Here is a 17,682-nt window from a genome sequence, read left to right as displayed (position 1 = left end):
TTCTTCTCCTGTCGTTTGAACAGTTTGAGAGGGGCTACGCCGGCAGGCGCCAGCCCGATCATTCAGTAGATTTGAAACAGCAGCAGGCCGACAATGGCCAGGGCCAGCAGGAACCAGCGGGCGTAGTGATCGGGGCGGTCATAATCGTCATCAGTAACCTGACAGGAACTTCCGCCAGCGCTGGCCTCATACTCGGCCACCAACTGACGTGCCTGGTACAAATCGTCGTCGTCAACGTGAACGTTGCTGAAACCGGCGGCGCCGATCTCGCCCATGGCACCCTGGAGATAGTGGCCGCCCACAAAGGCCTCAATGCCGTTGGCTTCCAGCAGGCCAGCCACAATGTGGGCTTCGGTAATGTCTCGCGCCCGATAGGCAATTTGCAACACACGACTCCTTCTGTGACCGTTCCGGGCAGAACCGGGACAAATCTGCGAGTATTATCTCAAGCATAGTTCGCCCCCTCTGGCGGGGCCAATAACCAGCAGCCTGTCGGACTTAAGTGATCGTCACGAGCAAGGTGGGAAAGCGAGCGCAAATTTTTTGGATTTTGAGGCGCATAGTGGTTCTATGTAACGAAAAATCCGGGAAATTTGAGCCACTTTCCCACCGGCACAGTAGATCAGCCTTAAGTCCGACAGGCTGCGAGGGACTGACCATGCTCTGGATTATTCTTGCCATCATTGTGTTTATTGTTGCCGCAACACTGCTGCTGTTCCGCCTTGAGGATCTGTCTCACCTGGACCAGGACGACTACCCGGTCCGGGATGGCAAGCCCAGCGATGCAAACCGGGAGGTTCTGGGGCGCATTCGCGAACTGGGGCAATCATCGAAGGGCCTTCGCGGCAAGGCCCGGCTGATGGCCCTGCGCAAACACATGGACGAACTCAGTCAGGGGCTGGAGTTGGCGTCCGAATTCCGCCACTGCGAGTCTCCCCGCGGTGAGTGGGTCATTGCCCCAGGCTGCGATACCCGCCGCCGGATTCTGTACATCCATGGCGGAGCCTGGGCCGCCGGCAGTCCCCGAAGCCACCGGGCGATTACCGACCGGTTGTCACAGATAACCCGAGCGGCGGTATTTGCCCTGGACTACCGGCTGATGCCGGAAAACCGCTTCATGGATGGTGTCCGGGACTGCCGGGAGGCCTACACCTGGCTTCTGAAACATGGTCCGGAGAGCCCCGAATCTGCCGGTTTCATGGTAGTGGCCGGGGACTCCGCCGGCGGCAGCCACACCCTGGGGCTGATCGCCTGGATACGGGATAACGGGCTAAGGCAGGCGGATGCCGCGATTACCTTCTCGCCCTCAACCGACCTGACCCTGACGGCACCGAGCAATCGCAACAACATCGAGACCGATCCCTTGCTGGGGCCGGCGTTTGGCGGATTATCGAAAATCCCCCTGCCGGTGATCTGGTGGGCCACCCTGGCCGCGTTTCGGGTCTCTCCGGCCAGCCCTGTGGCCTCACCACTGCGGGGCGACCTGAGAGATCTGCCACCAACCCTGATTCAGGCCAGTGATACTGAAATGCTGCTGGATAACGCCCGACGTTACGCTTCCAAGGCACAGGCTGCAGGCTCACCAGTCACCCTGCACACCTGGCCCGGGATGGTGCACGTATGGCAGATCTTCGTGCCTCTGCTTCCCGAGGCGGAAGAGGCGTTTCAGGACATCAAGTCATTTCTGGAGCAGGTTGAATCAGGCAGCAGGATGCACCCGGAAGGTCAAACCTGAACTTTTCCGCGAAGCGCCTTGGTTTTGCCCTTCTTGGTTTTCTTGTCGACGCGCTTGCGCTGGGAGGAGCGAGTCGGTCTGGTTGGCCGCCGGGCCTTTTGGGGTTTCACCGCTTGCTGGATCAGTTCCTTGAGACGCTCAAGGGCGTCCTCCTTATTTAATTCCAGGGTACGAAAGGATTGCGCCTTGATAATCAGTACACCTTCCTTGCTGATTCGCTGGTCATTAAGCGACATCAGCCGTTCCTTGTAAAAAGGCGGCAAGGTGGAGTGCGGAATATCAAAGCGCAGGTGCACTGCGGAAGCCACTTTATTCACGTTCTGGCCACCGGCACCCTGGGCACGAATCTGGGTTATTTCGATTTCCCAGTCAGCAAGTTCAACAGCATTGGATAGTTTCAGCATCTGCTAAGGTTAACAAATCCCCGACACCCGGGCTTCGAAAACACGGTAATCAACCATCATGTGCGGACGATTCACCTTTTATACGCCACCCGACACCCTGATCCTCGAGTATTTTCCGGAGGGCATGGAGGTGAATGGCCATTTTGACCCCAGCTACAACATCACCCCCGGCATTGGCATTCCCATGATCCGGATGAGCATGAACGGTACGCTGATCATGGCACACTCCCATTGGGGGTTCCGCCCGGTGTGGGCCGGCGACAAGGCGCCCTCTCCGATTAATGCCAGGGCGGAAAGTGTGGCCACCTCAAAATACTTCCGGGAGGCGTTCGCCCACCACCGATGTCTGATTCCGGCCAATGGCTGGTACGAGTGGACACAAACAGAGTACGGCAAAGAGCCTCACTACGTGACGCCGGCAGATTCTCAAAGTTACCCCGCGATTTTCTTTGCCGGGCTATGGACAGCCAGAGAGGGAGACGAAACCACGGCCTGCGCCATTATCACAGAGCCAGCCAGCGAACACCTGAAGCACATCCATGACCGCCAGCCGGTGGTTCTTGACCCGACCTGCCTGAGGGACTGGCTGAACCCGGAAATCACGGACCGGAAGCAGGTGCGAACAGTTACCCATCGCCTGGCAGCCGACCAATTGAAAGCGGTGACCGTCTCTGCCGCAGTCAATAACCCAAAGCACAACACCCCGGACCTGATTCACGAGGTGCGAAAACTGTAGTAGTCCGTTAATACCCGCTCCGCCATTACCACTGCTACTGTTTTCGGACCTGGCATGACAATCACAAGGAGACAGCCATGAGCGGGAAGAAGATTCTGATGATCACCGGTGATTTCACCGAAGACTACGAGACCATGGTGCCGTTCCAGGCACTTCAGGCCGTTGGCCATACGGTTCACGCCATCTGCCCGGACAAAAAAGCGGGTGACACTGTCGCCACCGCCATCCATGACTTCGAAGGAGACCAGACCTACACCGAAAAACCCGGACACCGGTTTGCCCTGAATGCGGATTTCGAGGGCCTGGACCCAGCGGATTACGATGCCCTGGTGATTCCCGGTGGCCGTGCTCCGGAATACCTGCGCCTGAACAGGGACGTGCTGAATCTTGTTCGCCACTTCTTCGACACCGACAAGCCGGTGGCGGCAATCTGCCACGGTGCCCAGTTGCTTGCGGCAGCGGGAGTGCTTGAGGGCCGCAAATGCTCTGCCTATCCGGCCTGTCAGCCGGAAGTGGAGCTGGCCGGGGGCAGCTTTGCCGGGATCGAGGTTGATCAGGCCGTAACCGATGCTAATCTGGTAACAGCACCTGCCTGGCCCGCCCATCCGGCCTGGCTGGCGCAGTTCTTAAAGTTGCTGGATAAATAATGACGCGGGGGCCGGCATGCCAGCCCCTCGTTAACCCCAGGGAGACCGCCATGTGCAAGCTCTTTATCAATGCCGATCCGGAGCAATGGGTCAGCAAGACTCACTCCCTGCGTATCGACGGCATGGTTACCAGCGTGCGCATGGAAAACGCCTTCTGGCATGTACTGGCAGAGCTGGCCGAAAGGGACGGCATGAACCTGCCCCAGATGATCACGCGCCTTTACCACGAGTCCATTGATGCGGGCCACGACCTCGGCAACTTCACTTCGTTCCTGCGGGTATGCGCCCTTCGGTATCTGGAGCTCCAGTTAAGTGGCGACGTTCCGAGGGATACCCGGGTGCCTATAGCCTCCCTCGATGCAGACCGCATTCTAAACGCGAAACGTAACGAACCCGTTGTTCCGGATGTGGTCAACAAATCCACACACTGAACCGCGACCACCGGTTCCCTGGGCGCTAACTCTGGCCATACTGTTTTGCTTTGGTATCTCGGGAATCCGAGGTTTCAACAACTTCCTGCAGATTGCGTCTCGGAGCAGCTGGCAGATCGGTCGCCGGATAACCAATTCTTAGCAGGATCTGGGGGAATCCTGAGCTGCCCAGAAGATGCTGAATTTTCGGGCGAAGTACCGCCACCTGAATCGGCTGATTCAGGTAGGAGGCCTGCAGCCCCTGGCCTAAGGAGGTGAGTAGCACCCGCTCCAGTGCCTGCCCCGCTTTCAGCCAGTCTTCGTCGCCGTCTCCAGAAGTTCCCAGCGCTGCAATAACCGGGGATTCATCCGCCAGCTGCCGGTCTTTGGCACCGACACCGTTACCCATATCGAAGGTGCGCACGACCAGCTGTGCCACGGGGGCAACCATGCCCGGTACTGTCAGGCCATCGCCTTTGCGGCGGGGATGCATCCAGGCTGCCAGTTCCCGCCGCCAGCTGGGATTGGACCACTGGGCAGCATCACCTTCGGCAACCAGTTCAGCCACCTGGTGGCGGGCCGACTCAGATTCCAGAACCTGGAACCAGGCCCCTTCGGCCTGTGCCGCTTCGGTCAGTGTATCCAGCACACCGGATGGCACCTGTTTTGGCTCGAAACGCTTGCGGTAGGTGCGGCGCCTGGTGATCGCCCGGAACAGCGCAGTTTCCCGATCTTCTATACCAACTGTTTGAGAAAAGGGCTCAAACGAAACCGTGGCGAGCAGATCCTCATCTTCCGGATCCGGCAGAAGTGCGCAATTTGCGGTAAACCCGGCGTGAGCAGCGGCAACCCGGAGATTTAACAGTGCACAACCACAACTGATGGTGAGCTCCCTGTCATCCGGATCATTCACCGGCAACGCCCGCAGCCGGTCCGCGAACAGTGATACACCGTTCCCGCTGATTTCAAAACGCCAGGGCTGGGTGTTGTGACTGGAAGGGGCCAGAACGGCGCTTTCCAGAATGGTTGCAAGGGTATCCTGCGATATTGAATCCGTGCGGCGTCCTTCGCTCATAGGCGACTCTCCTCGTTGGTCTGAACCCAGACTATTCCGGCCTGCCCGAAAAAGATAGCCAGGGATTGGCGGGGAATTCCACACGCCGTATCAACAAAATCACACGAACCGTAACCTGACATATTCGCGTTCGAATAATACAGTGGGAAGGGAGTGCCCTATGAGTATGGCGGTACCACTTCCGACGGCTTCGATTGCTCCGGGTTCATTCTCACCGCTTATCAGGAAGGCCTTGGCAAACAGTTACCCCGAACCACCTCACAAATGCTGGCCAGCGGTGACGTAGTTCATCCCGGCGAAATCAAACCCGGTGATGTGGTGTTTTTCCGTATCGGCGGCAAGGAACAGCACGCCGGCATCTACATGGGTGGGGACCGATTTATCCACGCCTCCACCTCGGTCGGTGTTACCCAATCCTCGATCAGCGGCTACTACTGGAAGGGCCGACTCACTCAGGCACGGCGTTTCGACTAATCCAGACGGCCCTTTCCGGGATTCGCTTCGGAAAATTCCAATCCTACAGCGCACCACCAACTGCAAGATGCAGCGCGATACTGGCCATCATCAAGCCAATAACGCCATCGATAATCCGCCAGGCTACGGGACGTGAAAGCACTGGCGCCAGCGCCGACCCGCTCCAGGCCAGCAGACCGAACCAGAGGATGGAGGCACTGCTGGCGCCGGCCACAAAGGTGGTGGCATCCTCCTGCTGGGCACCCACTGCCGGGATTAGCAGCAAGGTGTCGAGATACACCTGGGGATTCAGTAGGGTGACTGCCAGCGTGGTAAACACTACGGCTTTCAGACTGCGCTTTGTTACCTCCCCGGCCTCAAGGGCTACCCTGCCCCGGCCGGCACGGGCAAATGCCTGGATGGCCAGCCAGCCAAGGAACGCCACCCCCAGCCAGCGCAGGATTTCCAACGCCTCTGGCATTGCCATCAACGCCGCACTGATGCCGAACATACCCAGGGTAAACAGGGTGACATCGGCCACCATGCACAGCCCCGCCGACCACCAATGGTGCTCCCTGCGGATTGCCTGGCTCAGCAGATAGGCGTTCTGCGCTCCGATGGCAACGATAATGCCGCCGCAGACAATCAATCCAGTCAGGTAACTCTCGAACACGTTGGTTTCTCCCCTATCGATAGCGCAAGGTTACCGGTTTACCTCTATACTGGAAATTCATATTCATAATACTGCATCAGTTTTACTTATGATTGATTACAAGCTTTTGGAAGCGCTGGCGACGGTTATTGAATGTGGAGGATTCGAGCGAGCCGGCCTGGCTCTCGGGCTGAGCCAGTCCGCTATCTCCCAACGGATCCGCACCCTGGAGATCCGGCTCGGGCAACCGGTCTTGGTGCGCAGCCCGGTGCTCAAGGCCACCCCGGCCGGACAACGCCTGCTTAACCATGTTCAGCAGGTGCAGCTCCTGGAAAGAGACCTCACAAAATCCATCCCGGCACTCTCCGAACCCGCTGCGCGGCTGCGCATTGCACTGAATGCAGACAGCCTGGCAACCTGGTGGGCAGCTGCCGTGGGCAATTTCTGCGCCGATGAAGCCCTGCTGCTGGATCTGGTGGTCGAGGACCAGGACATTGGCCTGCGCCGGATGCGCGAAGGTGATGTGGCTGCCTGCGTCTGTAGTAGCCCTCAACCGGTTGCCGGCGCCCGCTGTGTACCGATCGGCACCATGACTTACATGCCACTGGCAACCCCGGACTATGTTCAGCGGTATTTTGGGAAAGGCCTGACCGAAACCAGCCTGAAGAATGCCCCGGCAATCGTCTTCGGACCTAACGACCAACTGCAACACAGGTTCCTGGCCCAGTGCGGGTATCACGGTACCTTTCCCCATCACCTTTGCCCTTCCTCGGAAGGTTTTGTAAAACTGGCACTGGCCGGCACGGGCTACGGGATGATTCCGGAGATGCAGGCGCGCCCGGAAATTGATGCGGGGCGACTGGTGAGCATCGCCCCGGAACAAACCCTGGAAGTGCAGCTATACTGGCACTTCTGGCGCCACGGCGGCGGCGTAATAGACCGCCTGACAAAGGCCCTGCAAACGGCTGGAACTTTCGACTCGCGCTGATCCGCCAACTCAGGCAAATGGACACCGAAGAAGACCACGGATTAATCGCCCGACAGATCGGCATGCTGCGAAAACGGATTGTGCTGACCAAACGGATGCGGGCCAGCTTTGAAAGTGCTGGTGGGGAGGATGTCGATCACTCGTGATGGCAGTTCCGGCCGGGGTCCACGATGGTAACGCCAAACCAGCGCGGAAACCGGAGCAGGCAAAACAGGGCAATCATGTCGTAGACGGCGTGCCAGATCATCACCAGTGCCAGGCTCTCGGAAAACACATAGGCCGCACCCAGTATCAGCCCCAGGCCGGTTGCAACCAGAAAATAGGTGAACGATATATAGTGCGCCAGCCCGAATAACACCGATGCCGCCAGAACCGAGGTCACTGCACCGGTGTGCGCCATCAGCCAGCCCTGGATTGCGCCCCGGAACAGCAGCTCCTCGCCAATACCGGCCAGCAGGGACAGCAGAATCAGCACAGCCGGGGAATAGCGGGATGCAAACTCATACAACCCCTGCATCTGGCGTTCGAGGTTCTCCGGAAACAGCCCTGGCACCCGCGTAAGCAGTAGCAACACGGCATAGGTACCGGCCGCGCCGAAAGCCCCGTAGAAAATGCTCGGCCACAGGCCCGGACCAAGGAGCAGCACCGGAATCCCGAAAACCAGAATGGCAATCAACCCCAGCACACCGATACCACCCTGGAATAACAGGGCGGCATTGGAGGAAATACTGGATTTGCGCCGTTTTCCCAGTGCCATTTACTGCTCGAACAATGGCTTCACCGGAAACAGGGCGTCGTACTGCGGCGCCTGCTTCTGGACCTTGGCCTGGAAGGATTTCTTCATATCCGTCGGCCGGAACATGCCCGCCTGCCAGGTGGCCATGTACTTCAGGCTGTCTTCCACGCTGTGGTCGCGGCTGTAGTTGAGCATTTCCTTGCAGCCGGTGACAGCCAGGGGTGAATTGGCGGCGATCTGCCCGGCAATATCCAAAACTGCCGTGAGCATGGTTTCCTGGTCGGCGTAGACGGAATTCACGAAGCCCAGATTCCGCGCCTCACTGGCGGAAAACCTGCGCCCGGTGTAGGCCAGTTCGCGAACCACGCCTTCCGGCATCAGTTTTGGCAGGCGCTGGAGAGTGCCGACATCGGCTGTCATGCCCAGCCCGGTTTCCTTGATGGTGAAGTAGGCATCTTCCGTGCAGTACCGGCTGTCAGCGGCACAAACCAGATCAAGGGCACCGCCAATACAGCCACCGTGGATGGCCGCCAGCACGGGAAGACGTATTTTCTCCAGGGAAGTCAGGGTGTCCTGCAGCTGCAGCACCACCCTGCGCAGGTTTTCCGCCATCCGGCCGGGGTCGCCATTCATGGGTACGGCTTTGGGGTCGCTGAACACACCCAGATCCATGCCGGCGGAGAAGTGCTTGCCGGTGGAGGAGATGACGATCACACGGGCGTCTGTGTTGGCTTCGATCTCCTGCATGCAGCGGGGTAACTCAAGCCAGAACGCCTTGTTCATGGTGTTCAGGGCCTCGGGGCGGCTGAACTGGACATGGCCAATGAAGCCTTTAACCTCGATCGAAAAACTCTCGTAACTGGACAACTCAGACAAGACAGCACTCCTTATGTAAATTTCGTATTATGGCGAGCATAAAAACCACAAGTTAACCCGAAAAGGCCTGGTATGGAATTCTCCTTCCCCGGAACCTCCGCCGGAACACCCACCAGATCACGCAATGTGACCGGCCTCTACCAGGGAAACCTGTATCTCGCCAGGGACTTTGCAAGCTATACCCTCGGCAAGGATCTGATGCTGAGAGTCAGAAAGAGTCTATAATGCGGTCGTGGATTCAGGGCGCTTTCCGGCTTTAGGTGTGTCGCTTTTGTGGATTCACTTTGCGTTTGGTGAAGATCAAATTACACTGCCCCAAGGGCTAGACTGAAAACCGATTCAACTTTCACTGCTCAGGAAGGCGGTCAATGACCCGGGCCAACACAAAAGAGCTTCATCTGCTGCAACAGCATGAATTCGAAGACTGGCTCGATTTGCAGGCTGTTGCTACCGGTGTCAGCAAGGCAAACACCGGCGCGACCTTCCTGCTTAACCAGTTTCTGAACCAGATCTTCCGGCAGGACGTCAACGATGACAATAACCCGTTGACGCCCAGGGCGCTGTGCGCCTGCCTGCAATATATGGTCGATCATCTGGGCATCGCGCGGGAGCACCGCGTCACCATTTACCGGGCCTGGGAGAGCGCACTCGCCAGGGTCTGGCCCGCCGCAGTCCGGTCCATGATCAATGACTTCCGGCGGGCGGGGCTGGAAGCTCTCGACCTCACCGAATTGCCGGCAAACTGGTCGCTGAGGGAATACGCTTCAAATGACACAGGTTTGACGGCGGAAAACAACGAGGACACACCCGGCCATCATCCGGAAACCGACATACCTGAGCGAACAGCAACGGAGACGCCATCAGCCGGACGCTCCCTGTTCCAGTTGATGGCGCTGGAGGACAACCCGACATCCGAGCTCGCTGGATCGCACGGCCGTGGAGAAGGCCAATCTGGTCGACCGTTTGTTTGCACCGCTGAAGACTCACGAAGAGCTTTCGGGTTCGCTTCGCCATCAACTGCAACAACTGCGGTTACCGGTGTTTGAAACACTCATAGAAACACCGGATTTCCTGAATGCAGACGACCATCCGGCCCGGGACATCATCAACAACCTGATGCATATCTGTCTTGCCGAAAGGGCGTCAAGCAAGAAACTTGAAGCGACGGTTGCCGATATCGTCAAAGAACTCACACAGATCGAGTCATCGAATCCCGACCTGCTGGAAAGTCTTGGCCAGCGACTCAGGCGACTTGTAGAGCGCCAGGATCAGTCATTTATCCGGAACTCGGAACGACTGGCCAAAACCCTGGAGGGGAAGGAGCACCTGCGCAGGACACGTAAGGATGCCCGGCAACGACTGAACGCGCTCCTGGGCGGGAAACAGGTTCCGAAGATTCTGATCCGTCTTCTTCAGGCCGGCTGGGAACAGCTGATTGTTCTCACAATTCTTCGGGAAGGGCCGGAAAGCCGCCACTGCGAAGAACTGTTTGACGTGGTGGCACAACTGCACGCGTGGCTGTCTCCTGCCGGCACTTCCGGTGAGCTGGCGTTTGAGAGAGAGCTTGAGAGCAGCGTCATGCTGCAGTTCATTGAACGCGAGCTTAAAATGGCCGGTGACGTCTCCCGAATCCGCCCGGTCATAGACGAGTTATCCGGAACTCTTCAGGGCCAGGTGGAGGCAGATACCCTCTGGGTGGAGGAATACGGCGAGGCGGATGAGGCGCCCGTGACCATACCCCCGGAGCTCGAAGACAGTCGATGGGTCTCAAGGGCGAAGGGTATTTCGGTTGGCGACTGGGTCGAAATCTGGCTCGACAGCGGCGAGACACGCCGAATGCGCCTCGTGTGGGGAGGAGAGGACTCACTCAGATTTGTCTTCCTCTCGCCCAAAGGCATGACTGAAGTCAGTTACGGGTTCCCGGAGTTTGTTCAGAAACTTGCCGGGGGGGAAGCCTGGCTGGTTGAGGGCGGCGACATCCCGTTCCTTGATCAAAGCCTTTTCAGCATTGTTGAAGACGTCTATCGGAAGCTGAATTTTCAGGCCACCCATGATGCACTGACCGGCTGCATGCATCGTCATGATTTTGAGAAACAGGTATCGCGGCTGATCAACACGCCTCCATCCTTTACCAAGGACGGTAGTGGGGCCCTGATCGTTCTGGATATTGACGAGTTCAGTGTCATCAACGCCTCCTATGGCTCAGAGGCCGGCGATACCCTGTTGCGACACGTCGCCGGCAAACTTCGGGATGAGTGCCAGTCCCGATTCCCTGAGTCACATGTTGGCCGGATAAGTGGCAATGAGTTCGCCGTGCTGATCAATGACATCAGTACAGAAGACTGTCTGGACTTCGCAGAACCCATCCGGCGAAACTTCGAGCAGCAGGTTTTCCAGCATGGTCCGGAGGAATATCAGGCGACGGTGAGCATCAGTATCCGGCCAGTAACAGGCGCTGCAAATTCGCCCGGGGATCTCCTCAACCAGGCGAGCCTCTCTCTCAAGGCTGCCAAGAAGCAGGGCGGTAACCGGATCGAACTGGCCAGAGAAACCCGTGACCCATCACAGATTGGCACTCCGCAATGGGTGACTGAAATTGACCGGACTATCCGTGATGGCAGTCTTTATCTTCGTGCCCAGCCCATTGTTCCGCTGGGCCCGGAAACCGGCGAAGGAAAAATGTACGAGCTCTTGCTGGGGCTCCGGGACAGCTCCGGCAAGGAGATTTCACCTCAGGGGTACATCGAGGCAGCGGAACAGTTCCACCGCAGTACACGGGTCGACTTGTGGGTCGTTTCAGAGGTTATGGCCTGGATGCGCAGCAATCCGGAGACCCTGGACGATATCGCTACCCTGAACGTAAACCTGTCAGGCTCGTCGTTGAGTGATGACAGCTTCATGCTCGGCCTCGAGTCAAACCTCAGGGCAAACCCTGAGCTTGCCCACAAACTCTGCTTCGAGGTGACCGAAACCTCAGCCGTTGCCAACCTGCACTTTGCCTCCGACTTCATGCGGGAGATGAAGCGCCTCAGTTGCCGGTTTGCCCTGGATGACTTCGGTACCGGATTGTCCTCTTATGCTTACCTTCAGAAGCTTCCTGTGGATTTCGTGAAGATCGATGGCATTTTCGTCCGGGACATGGCTACAAACCTGACAAACTACGCCATGGTGCGCTCGATCAATGAACTGTGTCATTTCCTGGACCTGCAGACGATTGCCGAATACGTCGAGGATATGGAAATCATGGACACCCTGAAAGAAATTCAGGTGGACTATGCTCAGGGCTTCGCCATTGCCAAGCCGCGCAGGCTGGATAGCCTCGGTACCGGAAAATCCGACACCCCGGTTTATGCCTACAAGAAATAGCTTTGCATTTCCCGGCAGTAAGAGTACAGTGGGCCTCGTTGGAAAGATTTAGCAAAGCATTTCATCAATAAGACCGCTCTGAGTTGTAACAAGTAGCACGTCCTGTTTTTGATCACGCCAGTTTTTTGTTTCCGCATACCGCTGATCAGGCATCACAAAGATGTTCTGACGGCACATTAAAAGATTGAATTCAGGAAAGTATATTATGTCTACAGTTACCGGTAACGTTAAGTTTTTCAACGAAGCAAAAGGTTTTGGCTTTATCACTCGCGAAAGCGGCCCGGACGTTTTTGTTCACTACAGCGCTATTCAGGGCGGCGGTTTCAAGACTCTGGCTGAAGGCCAGCAGGTCGAGTTCACCGTTACCCAGGGCCAGAAAGGTCCCCAGGCGGAAAACGTAGTCGCTCTGTAAAGAGTCGCTCTATAAAGAGTTGATCTGTGAATAACAGACGACACGTAATGAAAAAGGCAGCTCCGGCTGCCTTTTTTCGTTTGCCCGGCCTTTAGTTGCGGGTTTTTGACATTCACCTGTGTCTGGTGCCAGTCTAAAGTGAAGGATCAGTGGCTTTGAAACCTCAAACGGAAAAGGAAAACTCTCATGTACAGTAAAATCCTCGTTCCGGTCGACCTCGCCCATACCGATAAAATGGTAAAGGCACTCAACACCTCCATCGATATCGCCAAACACTACAAGGCAACCCTCTGCTACGTGACGGTGACCAACAGCACGCCCTCGGCTGCAGCCCATAACCCGAAGGAACTGGCGGAGAAACTCAGCGTCTTCGCTGAGGAACAGGGAAGATTGCACGGCATTAATACCGACAGCATCGTCATGGAGTCCGCCGATACGGCTATTGAGCTGGATGACAAGCTGCTCGAAGCCATTCAAGAAACCGGTGCCGACCTGGTCGTAATGGCCTCACATGCACCTGGCATTGGAGACAGGCTTCACGTTCTCCATTCCAATGGTGCCAACATCGTCAGGCACAGTGACATTTCGGTTTTCGTGGTGCGCTGAGCTGTTCCCGGAGTTGCCCATCTCGCCCAGAGGGTCACCGGCTTCAATCTTCTCACCCATTTTTACCGGGATGCTGCCCTGTCTCAGGTGAGCCATGATCGCGAAGAAATTCAACGCTGCTGACCCTGGCAACAAAAAACGGAAAATACGCCTCCGTGCCAAAGAAATTTCCCGCTTCCACGCGCGTTGGCGGCCTGAAACGCCGCCAACCGCGCCATGGCAGAACGATCAGCGTTGTGGTCAGCCTGGCGCCAGAGCCACAACACCGCCACAACGGCAACAACCAAAATCAACAGGATTAACAGAAAGATTTTCATGTAAGCTATGCTCCGTAGCGGCCATTTTCCCTGCCCTGCTCATACCCGGCCTTGCCCCAGATCAACGAACACGGTCGGCACGCTCACTGTCAGTCTGAAAGGTTTTATGAAAGTACCGAAAAGATTACAACCCCTTGTTGATGATGGCATGGTGGACGAAGTCCTTTACCAGCTCATGAGCGGCAAGGAAGCTCAGGTGTATGTAGTGCGTTGCGGCGACCAGATACGCTGCGCCAAGGTATTCAAGGAAGCCTCAAAGCGAAGCTTCAAGCAGGCAGTGGAATACCAGGAAGGCCGAAAGGTTCGGAACAGCCGGCGGGCCCGGGCCATGAGCAAAAAGACGAAATATGGTCAGAAAGAGCAGGAAGATGCCTGGCTCAATGCCGAGGTCGATGCCCTTTACCGCCTGGCTGCCGCCGGCGTCCGGGTTCCGGAGCCACTGGGCTTTGTAGACGGGGTGCTGCTGATGGAGCTGGTAGCCGACAAAGATGGCAAGGCCGCACCACGGCTGGGCGACGTTACCCTTTCTCCCGAGCAGGCCCGGGACTTTCACGGCCAGGTTATCCGGGAGGTGGTCCGAATGCTGAGCGCCGGGCTTGTTCATGGTGATCTGTCTGAGTTCAACGTTCTGGTCGATCCCGACGGACCGGTCATCATTGATCTGCCCCAGGCAGTAAATGCCTCTGGCAACAACAATGCTGAACGGATGCTTGAGCGCGACGTCGACAATATGCGCCGGTATTTCGGCCGCTTCGCACCGGAACTGCTGACCACCGATTATGGCAAGGAGATCTGGGCGCTCTATGAATGCGGGGACCTTCACCCGGACAGTAAGCTCACCGGCTGCTTCCAGCATGATGACACAGCTGCCGATGTCGATGAACTGATGGAGATTATCGACGCCGCCAAGGAAGAGGAATGGGAGCGACAGGAACGTATGAAGGATGCCGAGGAAGACTGAGAGCAACTGGTTATTAGCGGGATACCGATTCCTGCTCGCGAATCATCGCTGACATAACCGCCTGCTCCCCAGGCCCGGGCAACACGCCCGTCAACCAGGCTTCGATCACCGTTTCGCCATACTGGTTAGACAGCACCGCCTCGGCCCGGGCACGGTTCCGTTCATCCACTTCAGTAAGGGTGAATACGCAGGTGATGGTGTCACCAAAATAGACGGGCCTCCGGAAACGGAAATTCATCCCGGACGCCAACCACCCGATTTGCCCACCCACTTCTGTGATCATGCCGCCGACAAGCAGGCCGTGGCAGATTTTAGCCTTGAGATTCTTCGATTCCGCAAAACGGTCATCGTAATGAACCGGATTGTGGTCGCGGCTGATGTCACCAAAAACCCGGGTGTCTTCCTCGGTAAAGGTGCGTGTCACAGTGAAAGTGTCACCTGATATCAGGCCACTGATCGATTTTTTCCGGATGTGCGACATGCCTTCAAATCCTCGCTTTCACCCCTGGCGGTCATTCAAACGGCCTCAAGCTCAACCCGGTTCCGGCCGCTGGCCTTGCTCCGGTAAAGTGCCATATCGGCCCGGCTGACAGCGCTACTGAGGTCGTCACCGGCCCGAAGCTCGCTCACCCCGATGCTGATCGTAACCTCCAGATCCCCTCCGGTGATCGCCCGCCAATCCCTGGCCAGGAAGGCGTTGCGCACCCGTTCCGCGCTCGCCTGGGCCTTTGCGGTATCGGTATCCGGAAGAATGGCAAGGAACTCCTCACCGCCCCATCGCCCGATCAGATCCTGTGCCCGCAACTCCTTTCGGATGACATCGGCAACGCAGACCAGCACCCTGTCACCGGCTTCATGGCCGTAGGCATCATTGATGGACTTGAAGTGATCCACATCCAACAAAAGGAAACCCACCGGATGGCCACTGCGCTGGAACCGGGCCAGCGCTTTTTCAGCCAGGTAAGTCATGTGGCGGCGGTTGGAGAGCCCGGTCAGTGAATCCGTCGTTGCCATCTCCCGGAGTTTGCGCTGGGCAGACACCACCATCCTCAGATAATAGGAGGAAAGATAGCTGAACATGGCAAAGACCACACTCAGATTGAACAGATGGACGATATGCAAGGCAGTCTGGTTGATAGGCTGTAACGGTTCGATAAACCACATCAATACATCCAGCGCGATGTAGTAACCCCAGAGCCCCAGCAATGCATAAACGGCCCACCTTCGTGATGCTGAAACGCAGATCGCCGGTATGAACATCAGCAGGTAATAATGAAAACCGCTCTCCCAACCGATCAGGATGATGCCGAGCGCCGCATGTATCAGCACTTCCGCCCAGATCAATACCACTGCGATTTTATTCCTGTGGTATTTGAGCGCGTAATAGGCGCCCGCATACATGGCCACGCTGACCACATTCACCCACGCAAGAATCGGTGACCCCAGGGCATGGAAAAGAAAGAAAAAGATAACATCGACCGTACCTGCAATCTGGGCACATCGCATGGCCAGGCGCCAGAACTGCGGCCGGCGCTCTCGTGCCGGCTCATAGGTCGCTGTGGTATTGAAGCTTTCCATAAACTGCAGAATTCCTTGGATGTGACACAAGATTACCCTGAAACCCGAAGCCTTGCGTAATGGAAATGTAAACAACGGAAAATTATTTCGTCGTATTGCCAGGCTGAAAAAACACCATGAAGCACGGAGCGGACCTGCTGGCAGTTGCAATTTTTCGGTAAGATACCAGCTCGCTCATTCAAACGGTCGCTGGAAGCAGCATGTCAGCAGCACTCATATTCGCAATCTTCGCAGTAGCCCTGATAGCGGCCGCGGTTTTCTTCCTGTTCTTTTACCGAACATGGCGAAGAGAGTGGGAGCTTAAGGAACCGTTTCCGAAAATCTGGCGCCGGCATCTGAAATCCCAGGTGCCGCTCTACCGAAAACTTCCCGGGCACCTAAAGCAAGCGCTGGAACAGCGGGTACAGCTCTTTCTTGCCGAGAAGGAATTCTATGGCTGCGATGGTTTCGAAGTGGATGACACGGTGAAACTGACCATCGCCGGCCACGCCTGCCTGCTGATACTTGCCCGCTCCTACTCGGATTTCGATGAGGTCCGCAGCATTCTGGTTTACCCGGACGCCTACCATGTGCGAAATATCGAAAGCGATGGCATGGTGGTCAGCGAAAGCAACGAAATCCGGGCGGGCGAAGCGTCGAGCCGGGGCCAGGTCGTGCTGGCCTGGAAGGAATGCGAACAAGCTGCCGGCAACCTGCACAGCAGCCACAACGTCATCCTCCACGAATTCGCCCACCAGCTGGATTATCTGGACGGCACCGCCGATGGCGCACCACCCCTGAGCGGCGAGCAAGCCAGGCACTGGCAGCATACAATGACCGAAGCCTACCAGGACCTCAGGCATTCTCTGGGCCATCATCACAAGCCCTGGCTCGATCCTTACGGCGCAACCGAACCGGCCGAGTTCTTCGCGGTGCTGACCGAAGCTTTTTTCCAGCAGCCGGACCACCTGAAGAAAGAGCAACCGGAAGTGTACAAGGCCCTGCTGGGGTATTACCGGCTGGATCCGATGAACCTGCCTGAGGCATCTGTCGAGCCTTGAGCCCGCCAGCCGTCAGCGTTATTCACCAACAGAACACGCCAGAATCCGGGATAAATGGCTGTAGGGCAGCCCGGTTTCACGATGCCAGGTGTTGAAAGCCTGCTGGGCCTGAACAAGCGCTTTTTTGCTGCCCGGACTCGCATCCAGCAGCGCTTCCCTGCGTAAGCCCGCGATCACGTCCGAGGAGAGAATAAAGCCGTCCCAGCCGACACGGCGAAGAAAATACTGGGCGGTATTTCCGCCAAGGCGAGCCCCATTGCGCTTCAGCCAGAGCAACAGCCCCACCTGATCTTCCGATGGCCACTGTGCCAGAAATCGTCCGAAACTGCCGTAGTCCCGGGCCGCATCCACGATCATCCGGGCGTTCTCCGGCACCGTACGGATCTTCTGCATGTTCCGGACAACTCGCTCATCCCGGGCAAGAGCTTCCAATACGTCCGGCGGCACCTGCTGCCAGTACAGCGGCACAAACCCCTCAAACGCCACCTCGAAATCCGGCCACTTGTTCTCGATCACTCGCCAGACGAATCCGGCCTTGAAGATACAGCGGGTCAGCTCGGACAGATAGCGGTCATCGCCTCTGGCCTCCAGTTCGTCGCGCCCGGCGACAGGAGGCAGCAGGGCGCGTAACGCATCTGCTCCGCCCTTGTGGGTGATCGCCTGGTCGTGGATTCGGGAGAAAGACATCTG

General features: G+C 57.2%; 22 protein-coding genes. 12 read left to right on the top strand and 10 right to left on the bottom strand.

All coding sequences use genetic code 11. The annotated features are described in order from the left end of the window. Window positions 1-62: 62 nt before the first annotated feature. Window positions 63-389, bottom strand: a complete 327-nt coding sequence (locus tag NLK58_RS19010; RefSeq protein ID WP_264756453.1) for a DUF2007 domain-containing protein — start codon at window positions 387-389, stop codon at window positions 63-65. Window positions 390-658: 269 nt separating this feature from the next. On the opposite strand from NLK58_RS19010, the gene NLK58_RS19005 reads away from it, so the two are divergent. Then, complete coding sequence (locus NLK58_RS19005; protein ID WP_117619869.1) at window positions 659-1,735, top strand: alpha/beta hydrolase; 1,077 nt, start codon at window positions 659-661, stop codon at window positions 1,733-1,735. Here the strand turns inward: NLK58_RS19005 and arfB are convergent. Beyond that, window positions 1,726-2,139 carry an alternative ribosome rescue aminoacyl-tRNA hydrolase ArfB gene (gene arfB, locus NLK58_RS19000; RefSeq protein ID WP_117619868.1) on the bottom strand — a complete coding sequence of 138 codons (414 nt, stop codon included), beginning with the start codon at window positions 2,137-2,139 and terminating at the stop codon, window positions 1,726-1,728. The two genes, NLK58_RS19005 and arfB, sit on opposite strands and share 10 nt — an antisense overlap. 58 nt (window positions 2,140-2,197) lie before the next feature. Here arfB and NLK58_RS18995 point away from each other — a divergent pair, with 58 nt between their 5' ends. From NLK58_RS18995 to NLK58_RS18985, 3 genes are all read left to right on the top strand, one after another. Next, window positions 2,198-2,875: an SOS response-associated peptidase gene (locus NLK58_RS18995; RefSeq protein ID WP_341581477.1), complete on the top strand. Its 678-nt coding sequence runs from the start codon at window positions 2,198-2,200 to the stop codon at window positions 2,873-2,875. 77 nt (window positions 2,876-2,952) lie between these two features. Next, window positions 2,953-3,522 carry a DJ-1/PfpI family protein gene (locus tag NLK58_RS18990; RefSeq protein WP_117619866.1) on the top strand — a complete coding sequence of 190 codons (570 nt, stop codon included), beginning with the start codon at window positions 2,953-2,955 and terminating at the stop codon, window positions 3,520-3,522. Window positions 3,523-3,572: 50 nt separating this feature from the next. Continuing rightward, the gene (locus tag NLK58_RS18985) at window positions 3,573-3,953 is read left to right on the top strand and encodes a ribbon-helix-helix domain-containing protein (protein ID WP_341581476.1); all 381 of its coding nucleotides are present in this window, start codon (window positions 3,573-3,575) and stop codon (window positions 3,951-3,953) included. A gap of 25 nt (window positions 3,954-3,978) precedes the next feature. On the opposite strand, the gene NLK58_RS18980 is transcribed toward NLK58_RS18985, so the two are convergent. After that, entirely contained in the window at window positions 3,979-5,007 is a 1,029-nt protein-coding gene (locus NLK58_RS18980; protein WP_117619864.1) for an Acg family FMN-binding oxidoreductase, read from the bottom strand. Between the two features lie 153 nt (window positions 5,008-5,160). On the opposite strand from NLK58_RS18980, the gene NLK58_RS18975 reads away from it, so the two are divergent. Further along, window positions 5,161-5,481, top strand: a complete 321-nt coding sequence (locus tag NLK58_RS18975; RefSeq protein WP_341581475.1) for an NlpC/P60 family protein — start codon at window positions 5,161-5,163, stop codon at window positions 5,479-5,481. A gap of 43 nt (window positions 5,482-5,524) precedes the next feature. Here the strand turns inward: NLK58_RS18975 and NLK58_RS18970 are convergent, their stop codons facing one another. After that, window positions 5,525-6,133, bottom strand: a complete 609-nt coding sequence (locus tag NLK58_RS18970) for a LysE/ArgO family amino acid transporter (protein WP_341581474.1) — start codon at window positions 6,131-6,133, stop codon at window positions 5,525-5,527. A gap of 88 nt (window positions 6,134-6,221) precedes the next feature. Here NLK58_RS18970 and NLK58_RS18965 point away from each other — a divergent pair, with 88 nt between their 5' ends. After that, window positions 6,222-7,100, top strand: a complete 879-nt coding sequence (locus NLK58_RS18965; RefSeq protein ID WP_117619862.1) for a LysR family transcriptional regulator ArgP — start codon at window positions 6,222-6,224, stop codon at window positions 7,098-7,100. Between the two features lie 136 nt (window positions 7,101-7,236). On the opposite strand, the gene NLK58_RS18960 is transcribed toward NLK58_RS18965, so the two are convergent. Continuing rightward, a complete protein-coding gene (locus NLK58_RS18960) occupies window positions 7,237-7,857 on the bottom strand; it encodes a CPBP family intramembrane glutamic endopeptidase (RefSeq protein WP_341581473.1) in 621 nt (206 codons plus the stop codon). Then, window positions 7,858-8,712, bottom strand: coding sequence for a crotonase/enoyl-CoA hydratase family protein (locus NLK58_RS18955; RefSeq protein WP_341581472.1), 855 nt, complete (start codon window positions 8,710-8,712; stop codon window positions 7,858-7,860). Between the two features lie 368 nt (window positions 8,713-9,080). Between NLK58_RS18955 and NLK58_RS18950 the strand changes: the two genes are divergently transcribed. From NLK58_RS18950 to NLK58_RS18935, 4 genes are all read left to right on the top strand, one after another. After that, window positions 9,081-9,758 (top strand): DUF1631 family protein, encoded by a 678-nt coding sequence (locus tag NLK58_RS18950; RefSeq protein ID WP_341581471.1) that lies wholly within the window; start codon window positions 9,081-9,083, stop codon window positions 9,756-9,758. After that, the gene (locus NLK58_RS18945) at window positions 9,649-12,078 is read left to right on the top strand and encodes a DUF1631 family protein (protein ID WP_341581470.1); all 2,430 of its coding nucleotides are present in this window, start codon (window positions 9,649-9,651) and stop codon (window positions 12,076-12,078) included. The genes NLK58_RS18950 and NLK58_RS18945 overlap by 110 nt, the downstream gene beginning before the upstream one ends. A 205-nt stretch (window positions 12,079-12,283) precedes the next feature. Beyond that, a complete protein-coding gene (locus NLK58_RS18940) occupies window positions 12,284-12,490 on the top strand; it encodes a cold-shock protein (protein ID WP_008176018.1) in 207 nt (68 codons plus the stop codon). Between the two features lie 186 nt (window positions 12,491-12,676). Next, complete coding sequence (locus tag NLK58_RS18935) at window positions 12,677-13,096, top strand: universal stress protein (RefSeq protein WP_117619860.1); 420 nt, start codon at window positions 12,677-12,679, stop codon at window positions 13,094-13,096. A 110-nt stretch (window positions 13,097-13,206) separates the two neighbouring features. On the opposite strand, the gene NLK58_RS18930 is transcribed toward NLK58_RS18935, so the two are convergent. Further along, window positions 13,207-13,413: a hypothetical protein gene (locus tag NLK58_RS18930; protein WP_341581469.1), complete on the bottom strand. Its 207-nt coding sequence runs from the start codon at window positions 13,411-13,413 to the stop codon at window positions 13,207-13,209. A 106-nt stretch (window positions 13,414-13,519) separates the two neighbouring features. Here NLK58_RS18930 and NLK58_RS18925 point away from each other — a divergent pair, with 106 nt between their 5' ends. Then, complete coding sequence (locus NLK58_RS18925; RefSeq protein ID WP_341581468.1) at window positions 13,520-14,374, top strand: PA4780 family RIO1-like protein kinase; 855 nt, start codon at window positions 13,520-13,522, stop codon at window positions 14,372-14,374. A gap of 13 nt (window positions 14,375-14,387) precedes the next feature. On the opposite strand, the gene NLK58_RS18920 is transcribed toward NLK58_RS18925, so the two are convergent. Both NLK58_RS18920 and NLK58_RS18915 read right to left on the bottom strand, forming a co-directional pair. After that, window positions 14,388-14,798, bottom strand: a complete 411-nt coding sequence (locus tag NLK58_RS18920) for a MaoC family dehydratase (protein ID WP_319922340.1) — start codon at window positions 14,796-14,798, stop codon at window positions 14,388-14,390. Window positions 14,799-14,890: 92 nt separating this feature from the next. Beyond that, window positions 14,891-15,952, bottom strand: coding sequence for a GGDEF domain-containing protein (locus tag NLK58_RS18915; protein WP_341581467.1), 1,062 nt, complete (start codon window positions 15,950-15,952; stop codon window positions 14,891-14,893). Window positions 15,953-16,152: 200 nt separating this feature from the next. Between NLK58_RS18915 and NLK58_RS18910 the strand changes: the two genes are divergently transcribed. Beyond that, entirely contained in the window at window positions 16,153-16,992 is an 840-nt protein-coding gene (locus tag NLK58_RS18910) for a M90 family metallopeptidase (RefSeq protein ID WP_341581466.1), read from the top strand. A gap of 18 nt (window positions 16,993-17,010) precedes the next feature. On the opposite strand, the gene NLK58_RS18905 is transcribed toward NLK58_RS18910, so the two are convergent. Next, window positions 17,011-17,679, bottom strand: a complete 669-nt coding sequence (locus NLK58_RS18905; RefSeq protein WP_117619854.1) for a DNA-3-methyladenine glycosylase I — start codon at window positions 17,677-17,679, stop codon at window positions 17,011-17,013. Window positions 17,680-17,682: the final 3 nt, after the last annotated feature.

The organism is Marinobacter metalliresistant, from assembly GCF_038098645.1.
Classification (GTDB): Bacteria; Pseudomonadota; Gammaproteobacteria; order Pseudomonadales; family Oleiphilaceae; genus Marinobacter; species Marinobacter metalliresistant.
Note: the sequence above shows the minus strand (reverse complement) of the source record. Positions and strands in the feature narration are given on the sequence as shown.

What these genes read in the sequence shown, in the direction of transcription:
- NLK58_RS18905 (WP_117619854.1), bottom strand. Translation starts at nt 17,679, where the DNA reads ATGTCTTTCTCCCGAATCCACGACCAGGCGATCACCCACAAGGGCGGA.
- NLK58_RS18940 (WP_008176018.1), top strand. Translation starts at nt 12,284, where the DNA reads ATGTCTACAGTTACCGGTAACGTTAAGTTTTTCAACGAAGCAAAAGGT.
- NLK58_RS18935 (WP_117619860.1), top strand. Translation starts at nt 12,677, where the DNA reads ATGTACAGTAAAATCCTCGTTCCGGTCGACCTCGCCCATACCGATAAA.
- NLK58_RS18980 (WP_117619864.1), bottom strand. Translation starts at nt 5,007, where the DNA reads ATGAGCGAAGGACGCCGCACGGATTCAATATCGCAGGATACCCTTGCA.
- NLK58_RS18915 (WP_341581467.1), bottom strand. Translation starts at nt 15,952, where the DNA reads ATGGAAAGCTTCAATACCACAGCGACCTATGAGCCGGCACGAGAGCGC.
- NLK58_RS18985 (WP_341581476.1), top strand. Translation starts at nt 3,573, where the DNA reads ATGTGCAAGCTCTTTATCAATGCCGATCCGGAGCAATGGGTCAGCAAG.
- NLK58_RS18960 (WP_341581473.1), bottom strand. Translation starts at nt 7,857, where the DNA reads ATGGCACTGGGAAAACGGCGCAAATCCAGTATTTCCTCCAATGCCGCC.
- NLK58_RS18990 (WP_117619866.1), top strand. Translation starts at nt 2,953, where the DNA reads ATGAGCGGGAAGAAGATTCTGATGATCACCGGTGATTTCACCGAAGAC.
- NLK58_RS19005 (WP_117619869.1), top strand. Translation starts at nt 659, where the DNA reads ATGCTCTGGATTATTCTTGCCATCATTGTGTTTATTGTTGCCGCAACA.
- NLK58_RS18930 (WP_341581469.1), bottom strand. Translation starts at nt 13,413, where the DNA reads ATGAAAATCTTTCTGTTAATCCTGTTGATTTTGGTTGTTGCCGTTGTG.
- NLK58_RS18995 (WP_341581477.1), top strand. Translation starts at nt 2,198, where the DNA reads ATGTGCGGACGATTCACCTTTTATACGCCACCCGACACCCTGATCCTC.
- NLK58_RS18910 (WP_341581466.1), top strand. Translation starts at nt 16,153, where the DNA reads ATGTCAGCAGCACTCATATTCGCAATCTTCGCAGTAGCCCTGATAGCG.
- NLK58_RS18925 (WP_341581468.1), top strand. Translation starts at nt 13,520, where the DNA reads ATGAAAGTACCGAAAAGATTACAACCCCTTGTTGATGATGGCATGGTG.
- NLK58_RS18965 (WP_117619862.1), top strand. Translation starts at nt 6,222, where the DNA reads ATGATTGATTACAAGCTTTTGGAAGCGCTGGCGACGGTTATTGAATGT.
- NLK58_RS18950 (WP_341581471.1), top strand. Translation starts at nt 9,081, where the DNA reads ATGACCCGGGCCAACACAAAAGAGCTTCATCTGCTGCAACAGCATGAA.
- arfB (WP_117619868.1), bottom strand. Translation starts at nt 2,139, where the DNA reads ATGCTGAAACTATCCAATGCTGTTGAACTTGCTGACTGGGAAATCGAA.